This window comes from Serratia sp. S4, assembly GCF_000347995.1.
GTDB classification, from domain to species: domain Bacteria; phylum Pseudomonadota; class Gammaproteobacteria; order Enterobacterales; family Enterobacteriaceae; genus Serratia; species Serratia quinivorans.
In genome coordinates this window covers 5,085,293-5,101,750 of record NZ_KB661120.1, presented here as the reverse complement: position 1 = coordinate 5,101,750, position 16,458 = coordinate 5,085,293, and the positions used below count along the sequence as shown (strand labels likewise).

The 16,458-nt window shown below is 54.4% G+C and carries 13 protein-coding genes; 6 read left to right on the top strand and 7 right to left on the bottom strand.

Annotated features, from left to right (window positions below):
- Positions 1-79: 79 nt before the first annotated feature.
- Entirely contained in the window at positions 80-1,555 is a 1,476-nt protein-coding gene (gene ilvC, locus SERS4_RS0124480) for a ketol-acid reductoisomerase (protein WP_017894390.1), read from the top strand.
- Positions 1,556-1,752: 197 nt separating this feature from the next.
- Here the strand turns inward: ilvC and SERS4_RS0124475 are convergent, their stop codons facing one another.
- Both SERS4_RS0124475 and SERS4_RS0124465 read right to left on the bottom strand, forming a co-directional pair.
- Positions 1,753-2,685 (bottom strand): sugar kinase, encoded by a 933-nt coding sequence (locus tag SERS4_RS0124475; RefSeq protein ID WP_017894389.1) that lies wholly within the window; start codon positions 2,683-2,685, stop codon positions 1,753-1,755.
- Between the two features lie 165 nt (positions 2,686-2,850).
- Positions 2,851-3,054 carry a 2-hydroxymuconate tautomerase family protein gene (locus SERS4_RS0124465; protein WP_012147423.1) on the bottom strand — a complete coding sequence of 68 codons (204 nt, stop codon included), beginning with the start codon at positions 3,052-3,054 and terminating at the stop codon, positions 2,851-2,853.
- A 144-nt stretch (positions 3,055-3,198) separates the two neighbouring features.
- Between SERS4_RS0124465 and pdeH the strand changes: the two genes are divergently transcribed.
- Together pdeH and SERS4_RS0124455 are read left to right on the top strand one after the other, a co-directional pair.
- Positions 3,199-3,984, top strand: a complete 786-nt coding sequence (gene pdeH / locus SERS4_RS0124460; protein ID WP_017894387.1) for a cyclic-guanylate-specific phosphodiesterase — start codon at positions 3,199-3,201, stop codon at positions 3,982-3,984.
- Positions 3,985-4,085: 101 nt separating this feature from the next.
- Positions 4,086-6,122 (top strand): AsmA family protein, encoded by a 2,037-nt coding sequence (locus tag SERS4_RS0124455; RefSeq protein WP_026142582.1) that lies wholly within the window; start codon positions 4,086-4,088, stop codon positions 6,120-6,122.
- 29 nt (positions 6,123-6,151) lie between these two features.
- Here SERS4_RS0124455 and SERS4_RS0124450 read toward each other — a convergent pair whose 3' ends face one another.
- The 3 genes from SERS4_RS0124450 to yhjD all read right to left on the bottom strand — a co-directional run bounded on the left by SERS4_RS0124450 (position 6,152) and on the right by yhjD (position 9,695).
- Complete coding sequence (locus tag SERS4_RS0124450; protein WP_083906172.1) at positions 6,152-6,949, bottom strand: CDP-diacylglycerol diphosphatase; 798 nt, start codon at positions 6,947-6,949, stop codon at positions 6,152-6,154.
- A gap of 75 nt (positions 6,950-7,024) precedes the next feature.
- Positions 7,025-8,347, bottom strand: coding sequence for an MFS transporter (locus SERS4_RS0124445; protein ID WP_012147419.1), 1,323 nt, complete (start codon positions 8,345-8,347; stop codon positions 7,025-7,027).
- Positions 8,348-8,675: 328 nt separating this feature from the next.
- Positions 8,676-9,695 carry an inner membrane protein YhjD gene (gene yhjD, locus SERS4_RS0124440; protein WP_017894384.1) on the bottom strand — a complete coding sequence of 340 codons (1,020 nt, stop codon included), beginning with the start codon at positions 9,693-9,695 and terminating at the stop codon, positions 8,676-8,678.
- Between the two features lie 340 nt (positions 9,696-10,035).
- Between yhjD and SERS4_RS0124435 the strand changes: the two genes are divergently transcribed.
- A complete protein-coding gene (locus SERS4_RS0124435; RefSeq protein WP_017894383.1) occupies positions 10,036-10,902 on the top strand; it encodes a crotonase/enoyl-CoA hydratase family protein in 867 nt (288 codons plus the stop codon).
- Positions 10,903-10,918: 16 nt separating this feature from the next.
- On the opposite strand, the gene pdeR is transcribed toward SERS4_RS0124435, so the two are convergent.
- Complete coding sequence (gene pdeR / locus SERS4_RS0124430) at positions 10,919-12,913, bottom strand: cyclic di-GMP phosphodiesterase (protein WP_017894382.1); 1,995 nt, start codon at positions 12,911-12,913, stop codon at positions 10,919-10,921.
- 561 nt (positions 12,914-13,474) lie between these two features.
- Between pdeR and spy the strand changes: the two genes are divergently transcribed.
- Complete coding sequence (spy, locus tag SERS4_RS0124425; protein ID WP_012147415.1) at positions 13,475-13,975, top strand: ATP-independent periplasmic protein-refolding chaperone Spy; 501 nt, start codon at positions 13,475-13,477, stop codon at positions 13,973-13,975.
- Positions 13,976-14,048: 73 nt separating this feature from the next.
- Here spy and SERS4_RS0124420 read toward each other — a convergent pair whose 3' ends face one another.
- Positions 14,049-15,278, bottom strand: a complete 1,230-nt coding sequence (locus SERS4_RS0124420; protein ID WP_017894381.1) for a Tm-1-like ATP-binding domain-containing protein — start codon at positions 15,276-15,278, stop codon at positions 14,049-14,051.
- Between the two features lie 255 nt (positions 15,279-15,533).
- Here SERS4_RS0124420 and SERS4_RS0124415 point away from each other — a divergent pair, with 255 nt between their 5' ends.
- On the top strand, positions 15,534-16,187 hold the full coding sequence (locus SERS4_RS0124415) for a TetR/AcrR family transcriptional regulator (RefSeq protein ID WP_051071219.1): 654 nt from the start codon (positions 15,534-15,536) through the stop codon (positions 16,185-16,187).
- Positions 16,188-16,458 lie beyond the last annotated feature (271 nt).

Here is a 16,458-nt window from a genome sequence, read left to right as displayed (position 1 = left end):
TGAGTTTAACGAATCTCCGCACAGACAGGGCGGGGAATGAAAATAACAGCAAGACACAACATCTAACTGGAGTACCACCATGGCTAACTATTTCAACACCTTGAACCTGCGTCAGCAGTTGGCGCAATTGGGCAAGTGTCGCTTTATGGCACGTGAAGAATTTGCTGATGAAGCCGGCTACCTGAAAGGCAAAAAAGTGGTGATTGTCGGCTGTGGCGCGCAGGGGCTGAACCAGGGCCTGAACATGCGTGACTCCGGCCTGGACGTGGCCTATGCCCTGCGTAAGGAAGCCATCGACGAAAAACGTCCTTCATGGCGTAAAGCGACCGAAAACGGCTTCAAGGTAGGGACCTACGAAGATTTGATCCCACAGGCAGACCTGGTGGTTAACCTGACGCCGGACAAGCAGCATACCTCGGTCGTTCGTGCCGTACAGCCGCTGATGAAAGACGGTGCGGCGCTGGGTTACTCCCACGGTTTCAACATCGTAGAAGTGGGCGAGCAGGTGCGTAAAGACATCACCGTAGTGATGGTAGCGCCAAAATGTCCGGGCACCGAAGTGCGTGAAGAATACAAACGTGGTTTCGGCGTACCGACTCTGATTGCGGTTCACCCGGAAAACGATCCGAAAGGCGAAGGCATGGCGATTGCCAAGGCCTGGGCAGCGGCGACCGGCGGCCACCGGGCGGGCGTACTGGAATCTTCCTTCGTTGCCGAAGTGAAATCGGACCTGATGGGCGAGCAGACCATTCTGTGCGGCATGCTGCAGGCGGGTTCGCTGCTGTGCTTCGACAAACTGGTTGCTGAAGGCACTGACCCGGCTTATGCAGAAAAACTGATCCAGTTCGGCTGGGAAACCATCACCGAAGCGCTGAAGCAGGGTGGTATCACCCTGATGATGGATCGCCTGTCCAACCCGGCCAAACTGCGTGCCTATGCGCTGTCTGAGCAACTGAAAGAGATCATGGCACCGCTGTTCCAGAAACACATGGACGACATCATCTCCGGCGCTTTCTCCGGCGGCATGATGGCTGACTGGGCAGAAGACGATGTGAAACTGCTGAACTGGCGTGAAGAGACCGGCAAATCGGCGTTCGAGAATGCGCCACAGTTCGAAGGTAAAATCAGCGAGCAGGAATACTTTGACCATGGCGTGTTGATGGTAGCCATGGTGAAAGCCGGTGTTGAGCTGGCATTCGAAACCATGGTTGACGCGGGTATCATCGAAGAATCCGCTTACTACGAATCACTGCACGAGCTGCCGCTGATCGCCAACACCATTGCGCGTAAGCGTCTGTACGAAATGAACGTGGTCATCTCTGATACCGCAGAATACGGCAACTACCTGTTCGCCAACGCGGCAGTGCCGCTGCTGAAAGAGTTCATGACCACCCTGCAGGCGGGTGACCTGGGCAAATCTGTTGCCGGTACTTCGGTAGACAACGCGCAACTGCGTGACGTGAACGAAGCGGTGCGTAATCACCCGATCGAATCCGTTGGCCGCAAGCTGCGCGGGTATATGACCGATATGAAACGCATCGCGGTAGCAGGCTAAATACCCGGAGTCTTTCAAGCTGTAGCGTTGTTACCTGCACTATCACACCCCAGTCACTTACTAAAGTAAGCTCCTGGGGATGAGATAGCTTGGCGCCTAGCTACAACTTGAAATCCATAGGGTATTAAGATTGGTTTTCGAGTCCAATAAAAAGGCCAGCGTTGTTGCTGGCCTTTCGCATTTCTACAGGGCCGGAATTATTGCGGCATAGCAGCAAGTGGAATAATGGCTCCGCGGTGTTGGATTACCGTGCTGGCCGTCAGATGACCGCGCTGCGCCGCCTGCACGGCATCACCACCGGTTAAACGCACGGCCAAATAACCGGCGCTGAAGGAATCGCCTGCCGCAGTGGTATCCACCACCTTTTCTTTTGGCAGGCGCACTGCCGGGATCTCAAATTCGCTGCCTTCGGCGCTGAACACCAGGCAGCTATCCGCGCCGCGTTTAATCACTATCTCCGTTACCCCGAGCTGCTGAGTACGCTGCACCACCTGTTCCAACGGCAGTTTGCCCCATAGCAGATCTTCGTCATCCAGGGTCAGGAAGGCAATGTCGGTGCAGGCCAGCACTTCGCGGTAAACCTGCTGGGTTTCTTCCCGGCTTTGCCACAGGCGCGGCCGATAGTTGTTATCGAAAATCACTTTGCCGCCGTTGGCGCGACACTGTCTTAGCAATGCCAGCAGCTTGCTGCGGCTGGCCGAATCGAGGATCGCCACGCTGATGCCGCTGAGGTACAGATAATCGAATTGGGCCAGTTGCTCGCACAAATTCTCCGCCTGTGGGCCTGCCAGCCAGTAGCGAGCGGCAGCGTCGTTGCGCCAGTAATAGAAGGTGCGTTCGCCGGTGGCATCGGTTTCTATCACGTACAGCCCCGGCAGCTTGTTCTCCAGCCGTTGTATCAGGCTGGTGTTGACCTTTTCCTGCTGCCACACCTGCAGCATTTCCTGGCTGAAACTGTCGGTGCCGAGTGCGGTCACGTAATGCACCTGCAGCGTGCTTTCCGCCACCTGGCGGGCAATGTAGACGGCGGTGTTTAATGTATCGCCGCCAAAGCCGCGGCTCAGATCCGCGCCTTTCTGCGACAGTTCAATCATGCATTCGCCGATCACGGCAAGATTTTGGGTGGTCATAGTCAACGAGCCCTGGCTGAAAGAAGAAGATGAATTGATGCGAAATACAGCCAGTCTCAATGCAAGGGATGGGGGAGTCAATAAAAATAAAACAACGTTTTATTTTATTTATGACGGCGATCGGGAAACTAAAAAGTTTCCCGATGCGTAGCCAACCTGCGGCCGTTATTTAGCGGCAGCGCGTAGGTCGGTGACGCTTTGGCCACCGATACCCCAGTTGTCGGTTTCTACTTCGTCAATGACTACCACGGTGGTAGCCGGGTTCTTGCCCAGCGTATCTACCAGCAGCTGGGTCACCCCGGCGATCAGCTGTTTCTTTTGCTCCGGCGTCGCGCCTTCGCGGGTAATTTTGATATTTACGTAAGGCATATATTTTCCTTGGGTTTTAATACCAGTATTCAATGTAGAAGGCTTTCGTCGCCGCTTAAAGTTTTATTGCCCGCTGCCGATAAATCAGGGAGGCAATCATGCAAGCCTGAGCGTTTTCATTTCCCTTCGATGGCGATAGTACCAATGACAACCAAGATGATTTCGGGTCTGCTGGCGCCACTCCTCGCCGTATGCACGCATATCAAAGCGCAGCATTATTGGCGTCAATGCCGCCGTCAGTACACCTTCCAGCCGATCTACCGCACCTGTGGCGCTTTACTGGCGCTTGAACTGCTAACCGCGGTATCTCATCCGTCCGCGCCAGACAAACGACTGTCCCCGGAGCACTATTTCGCCGCCCTCGACGTCCGCAAGCGCCTGCAGATCATTCAGGAACAGCTGGAATTGCTGCAGTATTGGCAGCCGCTGCTGAGTCGCCACGGGCTGATGGTCTCGGTCAATATCGACGGTATTGCCTTGCAGGCATTGCAGCAGCACGGCGCGTTGCTGCGACAGATTGCCGGCATGCCCTATCTGCGTTTTGAGCTGGTGGAGCACGCCGGGATGGCATTAAACGGCCCGTTGCAGCAGATTGCCGGTGCAGAGCGGCTGTGGCTGGATGACTTCGGTAGCGGCCTGGCGAATTTCTCGGCCGTCAGCACCTGGCGTTATCAATACATCAAGGTTGCGCGTGAGTTATTCACCTTGCTCAAGCAAACGGAAGATGGCGTCCAGTTACTTGTCACCCTGATCAAAATGATGAACCAGCATAGCGAAGGGGTGATCGTCGAAGGGGTGGAGACCGAGCAGGAATGGTTGCTGGTACAGCGCTCTGGCGCGCTGGCTGCCCAGGGTTACTTTCTTTCTCGCCCGGCCCATTTTGACACCCTGCAAACCCTGCCTACGCGATTTTCCATGCCTGCCGCCTGAGCTCCGTCTCTCTCTAAAGCGTGAACTCTTGCCTATCCTCGGCTAGGCTTGGTAAAGCCACTTATCAATTATGGGTAAGCTATCGCGTTCAGGGAGCCGTTATGACAAGAACAGGAAAAGCGTTCACTTGGGTTGGCGGCATTGTGCTGCTGATCATCGCCGCGTTGGTGGTCTTTGTGCTGACCTTCGACTGGAACCGCCTCAAACCGACCATCAATGACAAGGTGTCGGCCGAGTTGCATCGTCCGTTCGCCATCCGTGGCGATTTGGGGGTGGACTGGTCACGCGATGATAAAGATATAGGTGGCTGGCGCGCCTGGGTGCCCTGGCCGCGAATTCATGCTGAAGATGTGGTACTGGGCAACCCGAAAAATATCCCTGGCGACAGCATGGTGCAGTTACAGCGCGTCGAAGCCAGCATTTCGCCGCTGGCACTGTTGGGCAAACAACTGTTGATCCCGCGTATCTGGCTGAAACAGCCGAACGCCAGCTTGCAGCGGTTGGCCAACGGTGAGAATAACTGGACCTTCAACCTGGCCGGTGACCCTAACCAGCCGCCGTCTGCCTGGTCGGTGAATATTCATGACATCGTCTTCGATCGCGGCCAGATTGCTTTCAAGGACGCCACGCTGAAGGCCGATTTTCGCGCGGAGATTGATCCACTCGGCAAGCCTTTGCCATTTAGTGAAGTCACCGGCAAAAAAGATGCCGGCACGACGATCCCCCAAGACTATATTTTCGGCTGGAAGGTGAAAGGCAAATACAACGGCGAGCCGTTATCGGGCAGTGGCAAGATTGGCGGCATGCTGTCGTTGCAGAATGCCGAGGTGCCATTCCCGCTGCAGGCCGACGTACGCTCCGGTTCCACTCGGGTGGTAGTGGCGGGGACGTTGTCCGACCCGATGAACCTTGGCGGGTTGGATCTGCGGCTTAAATTCTCCGGCGACAGCTTGGGTAACCTGTATGCCCTCACCGGCGTGTTGTTGCCCAATACCCCGCCATACTCCACCGATGGTCACCTGACTGCCCGACTGCACGAGAAAGGCGGCGCGGTGTTCCAATACCAGAAATTCGACGGCAAAATCGGCGACAGCGATATCCACGGCGATTTGAAATATGTCGCCGGCAAACCCCGGCCAACGCTGAGCGGCGAAGTGTTGTCGAAACAGCTGCGCTTTGCCGATCTGGCACCGCTGATTGGTGCCGACTCCAATACGGAAAAAGCCGGTCGCGGTGAGAAGAGCCGCCAACCAGCGGGCAAAGTGCTGCCGGTAGAAAAGTTTGATACCAAAAGCTGGAAGGTAATGAATGCGGACGTCAAATTTACCGCCAAACGCATTGAACACGGCAGTTCGCTGCCGTTGAGCGATCTCTATACCCATCTGCAATTGGATAACGGCGTCATTGTGATGGATCCGCTGCGGTTCGGCGTGGCGGGCGGTAACCTCAATTCGACCGTCCGGCTCGATGGCAGCAAAAATCCGATGCAGGGTCGGGCTGATTTGCATGCGCGTAAATTCCAGCTCAAGCAGTTGCTGCCGGATGTAGGCTCGATGAAGCGTAGCCTGGGGCAATTGAACGGCGATGCCAAACTGACCGGCAGCGGCAATTCGGTGGCCGATTTGCTGGCGACCAGCAGCGGCGATTTGCGCATGGTGATTAACAACGGGGTGATTAGCCGCAGCCTGATGGAAATTCTCGGATTGAACGTCGGCAACTATCTGGTGGCGCAATTATTTGGTGATGACGTCGTGGGGATAAACTGCGCGGCGGCGGATGTTGGTATCCACGACGGCGTGGCGGCACCTCGGCTGTTTGTGTTCGACACCGAGAACGCGATTATCAACATCAGCGGCAATACCAACTTCGCTACGGAACGGCTGGACTTGTCCATCGATCCTGAAAGCAAGGGCATGCGGGTGCTGACGCTGCGTTCACCGCTGTACGTGAAAGGCACCTTCGCGCACCCGGATGCCGGTGTGAAGGCCGGCCCGCTGATTGCACGTGGTGCGGCGGCGGTGGCACTGGGCGTGGTGCTGACGCCGGCAGCGGCCCTGCTGGCATTGGTTTCCCCCAGCGAAGGCGGTGAAGAAAACCAGTGCGGGAAAATCCTTCAGCAGATGAAGCAGAAAAAATGATCGCTAACGGCCCGCATTGCGGGCCACGCTTACTGCAGAACCCGGCAGTCGTGATCCTGGATCTCTTCTGACGAAGCCAGCGTAAACGGCAGCAGGCTGCGCTCGGTGGCCAGCAACAGAAAATCGCCGCCCGGCAAGGCTGTCATCGCCAGGCCAAAGCTCCCCATGCGCCCCTTTGAGCGTGCTACCTCATCTGCCAGCAGGCGGAAAGCCCCTTGTTTGTGCAACTCTTCAGGCGTCACCCGGCGCACCAGATAGTCATGGCCCAGCAGGCCGCCAGGCAGCGGCTCCCACCGCTCGCTGTAATCTGCCGCATACTGCGCCAGCTGCGTTTTTACCGCAGGCAGCAGGCAGGAGATATGAATGTGCAACTGGTTCTGAGTGCGGCCGTAGGCCGAATTAATCGCCAGCGAAATATCGGCGTCATCAATCTCTTTACCATATTTATCCGCCATAAAGTGCCGTGCCTGCCAGGCTTGCTCAAAGAAGTTTGGGGTCGTGGCAGCCAGTACCTCGGGGCTTTCGATTCCGGTGATTTTAGCGCTTGGCATCAACAGATATTGCAGTGGCCCGTTACGGTCCTTAAACACCACAAAACCGGCCTGAGGGTCCACCTGCGCACAGGGCGCCGGGTTGTTATTTGCCTGTTGGTTGGGCAGACACTGTTGGCTGACGATGCGCCACAGCGCGCTCGACTGGGGTGGCTTCACCCATATCCAGAGCGCACCAGCAATGACAATGGCGGCCATTAGCAACGGCGCAACGTACAAAAACAGCCTGCGGCGCAAAGACATGATTGATTTCCATTTCCGTAAAAGGAGAAGCATTCAGCATAGTCTGATTTTATGACAGGAGACAACGCGGGAAGTGCGGCCCCGCAGGCAGGGGCCGCATAAGCAGGGTTACAGCGATTGGTCGCGAGTCTCTTTCATCAGCAACAGGGCTATCAGCGTGAGGCAGGCCATGGATGCCAGATACAGACCGACGTAGAACAGGCCGTAGTGGGTTGCCAGCCAGGTGGCGATATAAGGTGCCACTGCCGCCCCGAGGATTGACGCCACGTTGTACGAGAACGAAGCCCCGGTATAACGTACTTCGGTCGGGAACAGCTCTGGCAGCAGCGCGCCCATCGGGCCGAAGGTCAGGCCCATGATGCTCAGACCACACAGCAGGAAGCCCATCACCAGCGCCTGGTTACCGGAGCCCAGCATGCTTGGGAACAGGAAGGCGAAGGCGATCATCAGCAGAGTGATAACGATCATGGTCTTGCGGCGACCAAAGGCATCGGCCAGCAGGCCGGCAATCGGCACCATCACACCAAAACCAATCACCGCCACCATCAGCATCCACAGGAAACTGTTGCGTGAGTAACCCAGCCCCAGCGGCTGCGCCGTGGTGCCGTAGGTCATTGAGTAAACCGTCATCAGGTAGAACAGGGTATAGGTCGCCAGCATGATAAAGGTGCCGAGGATGGTCGCCTTCAAATGCTTGCTCAGCAGGGTACCGAGCGGGATTTTCACCTGTTTGCCGGCTTTGGCCACCTTGGCGAACACCGGAGTTTCATGCAGCGACACGCGCACGTACAGGCCGATCAGCACCAGGGCGGCGGAAAGGATAAACGGCACGCGCCAGCCCCATTCCATAAATTGTTGGTCAGTCAGCAGCCAGGAGAGCAGCAGGAAGGTGCCGTTAGCGAAGAAGAAACCGATAGGCGCGCCCAACTGTGGGAACGAGCCATACAGCGCACGCTTCTTGGGAGGGGCATTCTCGGTTGCCAGCAAGGCGGCTCCGCCCCATTCACCCCCCAGCCCCAGGCCCTGACCGAATCGCGCCAGCGCCAGCAGGATAGGGGCGAAGATGCCGATGGTTTCGTAGCTTGGCAGCAAGCCGATCAGCACGGTGGAAATCCCCATGGTGAGCAGCGACGCGACCAGCGTCACCTTGCGCCCCACGCGATCGCCAAAGTGGCCGAACAGCGCCGAGCCAATCGGACGCGCCACAAAGGCGACGGCAAAGGTGGCCAACGACTGTAGCGTCGCGGTGGTGGGATCGCCCTGCGGGAAGAAGATATGCGGGAATACGATCACCGCTGCGGTGGCGTAAATATAGAAATCGAAAAACTCGATGGCGGTCCCGACCAGCGAGGCGACAATCACTTTTCCGCGTGAGTTGACTGGTGTTGGCGCGTCGTCGGCGTCCAGAGTTGGTGCGATGGAGGCTTGCATAATTTTTCTTATATTTTGGATTGGTAAAAATCCATCTTAGTCATAGCAAAATGCCTTTTCAATGGTGAAACTTTGTACAATGCCGCAATTAACCGGTTAAAAAGCTTAATGTTTCATTGGCGTGTTTCTGCGTGGTTTTTAACGTTGCCAAATGAATGATTTGCAGACTTAACATCTGTAAAAGCCGCAAAGAAAAGTTATCGGGTAGTTTGTTATGCTGGATTTGGTAGGTGTGGTGTTGATATTTTGGTTTTATGTGCTGGGTTTTAGGCTGAATTCCGGAATAAAAAACCAGCCACCAGAGAGTGGCCGGTATGATTGCATTGCTTTAGGGGGCGGATTGCTCGGAGGCTGGCAGAGTTTTGTCTTCTTTATACTGCGCGGTGGCGATCCAGGCGGCGCAAAAAAGCGTCAGTCGGGCAAAGAAATAGAAAAACGCCATCAACCCGATTACCGAACCAAAGGCGGCACCGGAAGGCGATTTAGCCACCTGTGGCAGCGTCATGGTCATCACAAACTTAATCACTTCGAAGCCAATGGCGGCAAGCAGCGTGCCACGCAGCAGCGCCTTCTTCTTCGGCTTATGCCGCGGCAGCATCCAGAAGATCCACAGGAACAGCAGATAGTTGGCGAAGATGGAGATCGACAGCGCAATCAGCGTCATCGCCGGCCGCAGCCACTCGATACCCTCCAGGCCCAGTGCACGGACAATGGCCGCCTGTGCCGAACCGGCGATGGAGGTCAGCGTCAGGGTGATAATCAGCGCCACCACCAATCCACTCAGCGAAATAAAGTCGCGGGTGTATTTGAAGTAGATTTTTTCCTGATCCTGCGGATTACGTTCCCATACGTCACGCGACTGCGCGCGGATCGCCTCACGCAGGTTACCCATCCAACTGATGCCTGAATACAGCGCCAGCGCCAGACCGGTCAGCCCCACGGTGGTGCGCTGCTGAATCGCCGTATTGACGGTGTTTTTCAGCGTGCTGGCCAGCGTAGGGTCACTGATGCTGCCGACAATTTTATTAATCAGCTCAGTCAGCAGGTCAGGATTGGATGCCAGCACAAAGCCGACGGCGGCAAACGACACCATCAAAATCGGGATCAGCGAAAGAAACGAGAAATAGGTGATAGCGGCGCCGAACTGGCTGCCCAGACGATCGTTAAAGCGCTCGGTGGCGCGCAGCAGGTGAGCGATGCTTGGCCAGGCCTTGATGCGTTCGACCAGGCGTGAAAAACCGGAGATGCGGCGGTCAATAGTCTGGTGGCCGGTTTTGATGGCGATCAGCGGCTTTTGCGGCGCTTCACTGTTGGGCTGTCGGGGGTCTTTATCTGATCCTGTAGGCATTACGTCACGATTTCCTTAACGATAAATAGGCTCTCTCAGCCTTGATTATAGCCAAAAGGCGCGCTGATTTGGCCGCCGGGGGGGGCAACCGGCTAATTTGTGAGCTTAACGCGTTCGTTCGCCGGGTGAAATGTTACTGCCTGCCGATAGGTAAAATTCTTATGTCAGCCCCGTGCCAGCGGGGTTTTTTTCGTTCATCGACCTCCAATTTTTATCTGTTTCATCACCAAGAAAGCGTTTACTCATGATGTGGCGCTGCGGTTTACCAGCCGCCGCGTGACTGCAGCCGTAGGGGCTGGAACGGTTTCACCTGTTATCACTGGATAAAATGGAAGGTCATATGAAATTACTTAATCACCCCACCTGTCGTCCGTTTACCGAAGCGGGCAATTTGACACAGATTTCCGCTTACTATGAAGAAGGGCGACACATCATGTGGATGCTGCTGCGTGCGGAACCGCGCCCTTGTTTTAATCAGGCGTTAATTGAAGACATCATGACGTTGGCGCAGGCAGCCAAAGAATCATCATTGCAGTTTGATTTTTGGGTCACTGGCTCGTTGGTGCCCAATATGTTCAACGTGGGTGGCGATTTGCAGTTCTTCGCCGAGGCGATTAAAAATCGCAAACGTGAGGCGATGATGGCTTACGCACGGGCCTGCATTGATTGCGTGCATGCGGCGGCTCGCGGATTTGATACCGGAGCGGTTAGCATCGCGATGGTCGAGGGCAGTGCACTGGGCGGCGGCTTTGAAGCGGCGCTGGCGCACCATTTCGTTCTGGCGCAGAACAATGCGCGCATGGGCTTCCCGGAAATTGCGTTTAATCTGTTCCCCGGCATGGGCGGTTATTCGCTGGTGGCGCGTAAAGGAAACATGCGCCTGGCGGAAGAGCTGATTTGGGGCGGCGAGTCGCATACCGCGGAATGGTTTGAAAGCCGTGGCCTGGTCGATCAGTTATTCCAGCCTGGCGACGCTTATATAGCGACCCGTACCTTTATCGATACCATTCGGCCCAAACTGAACGGCATGCGTGCCATGCTGCGTGCCCGTCAGCGGGTGTTGCAGTTGACGCGTTCGGAACTGATGGACATTACCGAAGACTGGGTGCATTCGGCCTTCACTATCGAGGAGAAAGATCGCGCCTATATCGAACGTCTGGTGATGCTGCAGGATCGTCATACCCTGAACCTGCGTCGTGCCGGCTAATGTTGCCCTGCCCGCCTCACGCTGAGGAGGATGGCGGGCGATAAGACTGCAGCCAATGCTCCAGCTGTTCCGGGAGCATTGGCCGCGCAAACAGGAACCCCTGTTTTTCATCCACGCCGATTTCATCGAGGAACCGATTTTCGCTTTCTGTTTCCACGCCTTCGGCGATCACCCGGAATTTAAGCGCTTCGGCCGCCGCGACGATGGCACGCACCAGCGATTGTGAAACCGGATTGTCATTCACTCCGCGCACAAAGCTTTTATCCAGTTTAATCGCATCCAGCGGAATACGCGCCAGCTGCGCCAGCGAAGAGTAGCCGGTGCCAAAATCATCAAGATGAACCTGTGCGCCCAGCTCGCGTAGCCGGGTGATCACTTCGCGAGCGCGTTTCTCATCCTCAATCAGGCTGCTTTCCGTGAGTTCGAAATCCAGCAGGCAGGGGGTCAACTGATTGTGCTGCAACACCTGCGCCAGATCTTCAACGATAGAGTCATCCACCAACTGGCGGGCGGAAAGATTGACCGCGACCCGCAGTTGCAACCCCTGTCGTTGCCACAGAGCGGCCTGTTTGGCGGCGGTTTGCAGCACCCAACGGCCGAGGGGGCCGATCAGACCGGACTCTTCGGCGTAAGAGATAAACTGTAGCGGCGGGATCAGGCCGCGCTCGGGGGAATCCCAGCGCACCAGCGCTTCCACGCTGCATACCCTGCCGCTGAGCGCCTCTATTTTTGGCTGGTAATACACCACCAGTTGATTTTGTTCCAATCCCTTACGCAGGTTGGTGTCCAGCCACATGTATTCCGCGACGCGTTTATTCATTTCTGGCGAGAACACGGTATAGGTCCGTTTGCCATGCTCTTTGGCGACATACATGGCGGTGTCGGCACTGCGGATCAGGCTGTCGAGGTCGTTGCCGTGTTCGGGACACAGTGCGATACCAATAGAACAGCCGGTATAAACTTCGATAAGCCCTATGCGGAACGGCGTTTTCAGCCGGTCGATAATGCGCTGGGCCAGGCGTTGCAGCATTTCGCGGTCGGCCTGCTGGGCCAGCACCAGGAATTCATCGCCACCCAGGCGGGCCAGGGTTTGGTCGTTATCCAGACAGCCGAGCACCGCCAGCGACACCTCCACCAATAAACGGTCGCCGAACATATGGCCGTAGGCGTCGTTAACCTTTTTAAAATTGTCGAGATCGAGGTACACCAGCCCAACACTGTGGCCATCGCGAGTGGCGATCGACTGGGTTATTTTGTCCTGAATGGCATTGCGATTGGGCAGGCCGGTAATGATGTCGGTATTGGCCAGCACCCGCAGACGTTCCTGGGCGCGGCGTTCTTCGGTGATATCGGTACCGGAGCAAATCAAAAAAACTTCATTTTTGCCGCTGCCGCTGTGGACGAACTTGTTGCGGAACAAAAACAGCCGCTCGCCTTTCACCGTTTTGATCCAGCGTTCTACCTCATAGGAGGAACCATTACGGAAAAAACCGGCGATGTTGCGCCGTGATGCCGAGGCTTCCTCCGGGCTCATAAATAATTGAAAGACGTTTTTACCAATAACATCATGTTCGTGCAGACCGGTGTACTCTTCGCTCAGGCGGTTGAAACGCTGAATGCGGCCGTGTTGATCGACAATCACAATCACGGAGTTGGCTTCGGACACCACCTGCTCGGCAAAGGATAGGCCGTGTACCAGGTCACGGGCGACCGATTGAGTGTCGCTGAAGGCGGAGGCGGTGCCTGCCCATTCCAGATTGTTGACTCGTCGCCCGACCAGATGCAGATGTATCGGTTCGCCGCCGAGCGTGATGGTGATATCAAGGCTGGCGGTAATGCCACTCAGGCGACGGATTTTAGCCGCCTGCATGGCGCTGAGCGCCACGGCCATATGAGTTTTACCTTTGACTGCCGACAACGCCAACGCATTGCTGTCAAACGCCAATCGCCAATAAGGGCTGTTGGTGCCGAAGTGAGCGTTAAGAAGCATAGGGCCTTGGTCTGCGAACATGATGATTCCTCAAAAGGGCACGACAGCCAGGTCTGTGCGATGAGCGCAGCCGCAGGTTTCTGGCCCGGGAGTGGCCGTAGTGCACGTATCTCCATCATATAACAGGTTTTACACCGGCGGGGGATGAAACTATTATATAAGCAATAATTAGTTTTGCCCTGTAATCGTCAAATTGCCGCACGTTTTAAAGTGTAAGTGAGAACCGGGGATTTCGAGAGATTGATGCGATCCTGGTGCTTCGCGCACTGCGATCATTTTGTTGCCGGGCGGTTGTAGCGGAGGGGGCTACATTATAATAAAGTGGGCCGCTGGTGGGAATAATCCTATAGAAAAAGACATCATGTTGTGGTGGTTTTTATGCTCTGGGAAACCAAACTTTCCAAATAATACGCACCATCTTCATAATTAATTCATTATTGATGGATAAAAGTGTTTCGGGCTTTAATAAATTTACACACAATCGCATTACTATATATTTATCGGCCTATTATTATCTCCGACGAAAGATGAGCCTGTTCACGTACAGCGCTCCTGATGAAGAATAATTTTAAGGAAATGAATATGCGTAAACTGACCGCTTTATTTGTCGCTTCAACTCTGGCACTGGGTTCTGCTTCTATGGCTTTCGCTGCAGATACCACGGCAGCACCGGCTACTACAGACGCCGCCCCGATGAACATGAAAATGATGCATCATAAAGGTGAAGGTAAAGGTGGGCCGTTTGCCGGCCTGAACCTGACCGAGCAACAGCGCCAGCAAATGCGCGATATTATGAAAGAATCGCACCAGAAACGCGGCGAAGGTACTAAAGAAGAACGCCAGGCACTGCATAGTATGGTCGCTTCCGACAGTTTCGATGAAGCCAAAGCGAAAACCCAAATTGATGCCATCAGCAAAGCACAGTCCGAACATATGCTGGAGCGCGCCAAGGCTGAAAATAAAATGTATAACCTGCTGACCCCTGAGCAGAAAAAACAATACAATGAGAATTATCAGAAACGCGAACAAAAAATGATGGAGCACATGAATAACATGAAGTCGAAAATGACGAATTCACAGTAATAAATTCATGTGGTGAATATAAAAAGGGCCAGATTAATCTCTGGCCCTTTTGCTTTTTCTGACCAAAAACAAGTCACTTCGATAAGAGGTGAGGGTTGGCAATATGTTGAAACTGTTCGGTAACAATATGTGCAAAACGTGGATCGTTAATATGATAAGCCGTTTTTATCAGCCGTCGTTTGTTAGTTGGCCGAAGCGTACTTTCTAACGCCTGTATAAAGGCGGCCAATGCCTGCGGATCCCAAAAAGGCTGTCCCGGAGCATCCAGTGCGGATACCCCCCCTCCCGGGATCACAAATCGTATCTCACCGCTGCAAGCATTCATTTTTTCCCCTATCCAGCGCCCGATACTGGCATTTTCCTGCGGTGTAGTGCGAACCAAAGTAACCTGAGGGTTATGTTGGTGGATCAGGCGTTCGGCATAACGCGGCGGTACCGTTTCTGGGGGGCCAAAATTAATCATATCCAATGCACCACAGGATAGTATGCAGGGGATGCCGGTGCGGGCGATGGCACTAAAGCGCTCCTCATTGCAGGGAAGAACCCCTCCGAACAGATAATCGGCCACTTCGGTTGTGGTCAGATCCAGCGCTGCGCTCAGCAAACGGCTATCGATCAGTTTCTCCAACGCTCTGCCTCCACTGCCGGTGGCGTGGAATACCAAGCAGTCCCATTGAGGTTCGAGCGCGGAAACAACCATTTTTATGCAAGGCGTTGTGACGCCAAACATCGTCAGACCGACAGCCGGTTTTTCCTCGATGTCATGAGCGGTGGCGAAACGTACCGCTCCAGCAATCTGGCATGCTGCATTGCTCAGGACACGGCGCGATATACGGTTCAGGCCTGCTATATCCGTGACGGAATAAAGCATGGCGATATCGCTGTTGCCGACATATGCCGAGACGTCGCCTGCAGCCATGCTTGAAACCATCAATTTAGGCAGGCCGATGGGTAATTTTTGCATCGCCGGAGTGATAATGGCTGTGCCGCCAGAGCCGCCCAAACCAAGCAGGGCCGCGATATCGTGGCGTGTCAGGAGAAAACGTTCGAAGGCGAGTGCCATCGCGGTAATGGCCTGACTGCGGTGGGGGCAAAATACGGCCTTGGCCCCTTCGGGATGATAGCCGGCAACTTCTTCTGCACAGATATCGACTGCCGGGTTGGCCGGCCGTTTGTTGGTAGAGAGATCGACGGTAATAGTGGGCAAACCGAGGCTGGCGATCGTCTGGCGAACATACTCCAGTTCTTGTCCTTTGGTATCTGCTGTGGTAGCAATGTAGACAGAATTTGAAGTATTAAACATTGCCCATTCCTGCTGAATTTCTAATTTTATATTATAAATTATAGCATTATGAATTTATGTGGAACCCTGGTGTTGGTCGTTTAAGTTAAAATGATTAATATATCTACATAATGAGACGGTCGTATCATTTATGCAAGCCCAGTTCAGTTCGAAATGAGACACTTGTCTCATTTTTGAGCGTTTTAATGCTGCCGATAAAGCGGGATATTGTCGGTTTGATGGTTATCGCATCCTGTCCCGAGAGCGGGAGATGCGATGAAGTATGAGGTTGCCGTGCTAATAACTGCCTTTCCCATGAAACAGGAAAAATCTCTGACCTCTGCCCGGGCCAGAACTCATCATTTACTGTTGACCAGTGCCATGGCGTTGTATGACGAAGGCTTCTTTCCGTCGATCACTGAGCTTGCCGCACATGCGCAGGTGTCAAGGGCTACGGCTTATCGTTATTTCCCCACTCAAAGTGAATTGATTGCTGCGGTCGTGGCTGAAAGTCTGGGGCCGATCCTGGAATGGCAACCAGAGGATCATGATGCGTTGAAACGTATTCAACAATTGCTGGCTTTCGCCTATCCGCAGATGGAGCAACATGAAGGTGCTTTACGTGCCGCATTACAGCTGTCATTGCAACAATGGGCGCAAGCGACGCCGGGGGAAAAGTTCGTCCGCGGCAACCGCAAACGCCTGCTGAATCTGGCAGTAGAGCCGTTGCAGGATAAACTACCGCCCGAGGCGTTACAGCGGGTGATTCATTCTTTCTCGCTGATCTATGGTTCGGAAGTTTTCCTGGTACTGAAAGATATTTGGGGACTGGATCTCGGTGGCATCCAGGATGTGACGCAATGGATGGCGAAAGCCATTATTCGCCAGGCTGAAGAAGATGCGATGAACAGCAGAAAACCACTAGCATGATAGTCCAATTTTTACGGTCATTCTCGGCGAAAACCAGCACATTTCACTGAGTGAGTATTGGCAATAGTTATAATTAAAACTGATAAAAAGAGCGTCTTAAGCATTTTTTTACCGGCCGCATGGAGATGTTCCTGCGGCCTTTATTGTCTCTATTATCCCTATTTTTCATTGAATTATATTTTATCCTCAGCACCCTAAATTCACGCCTCTCGCTGGTGATAGCCATCGAAGATCCTTATGCCTTTCCCCCTGTTTTCTCGATCCTTAGGTT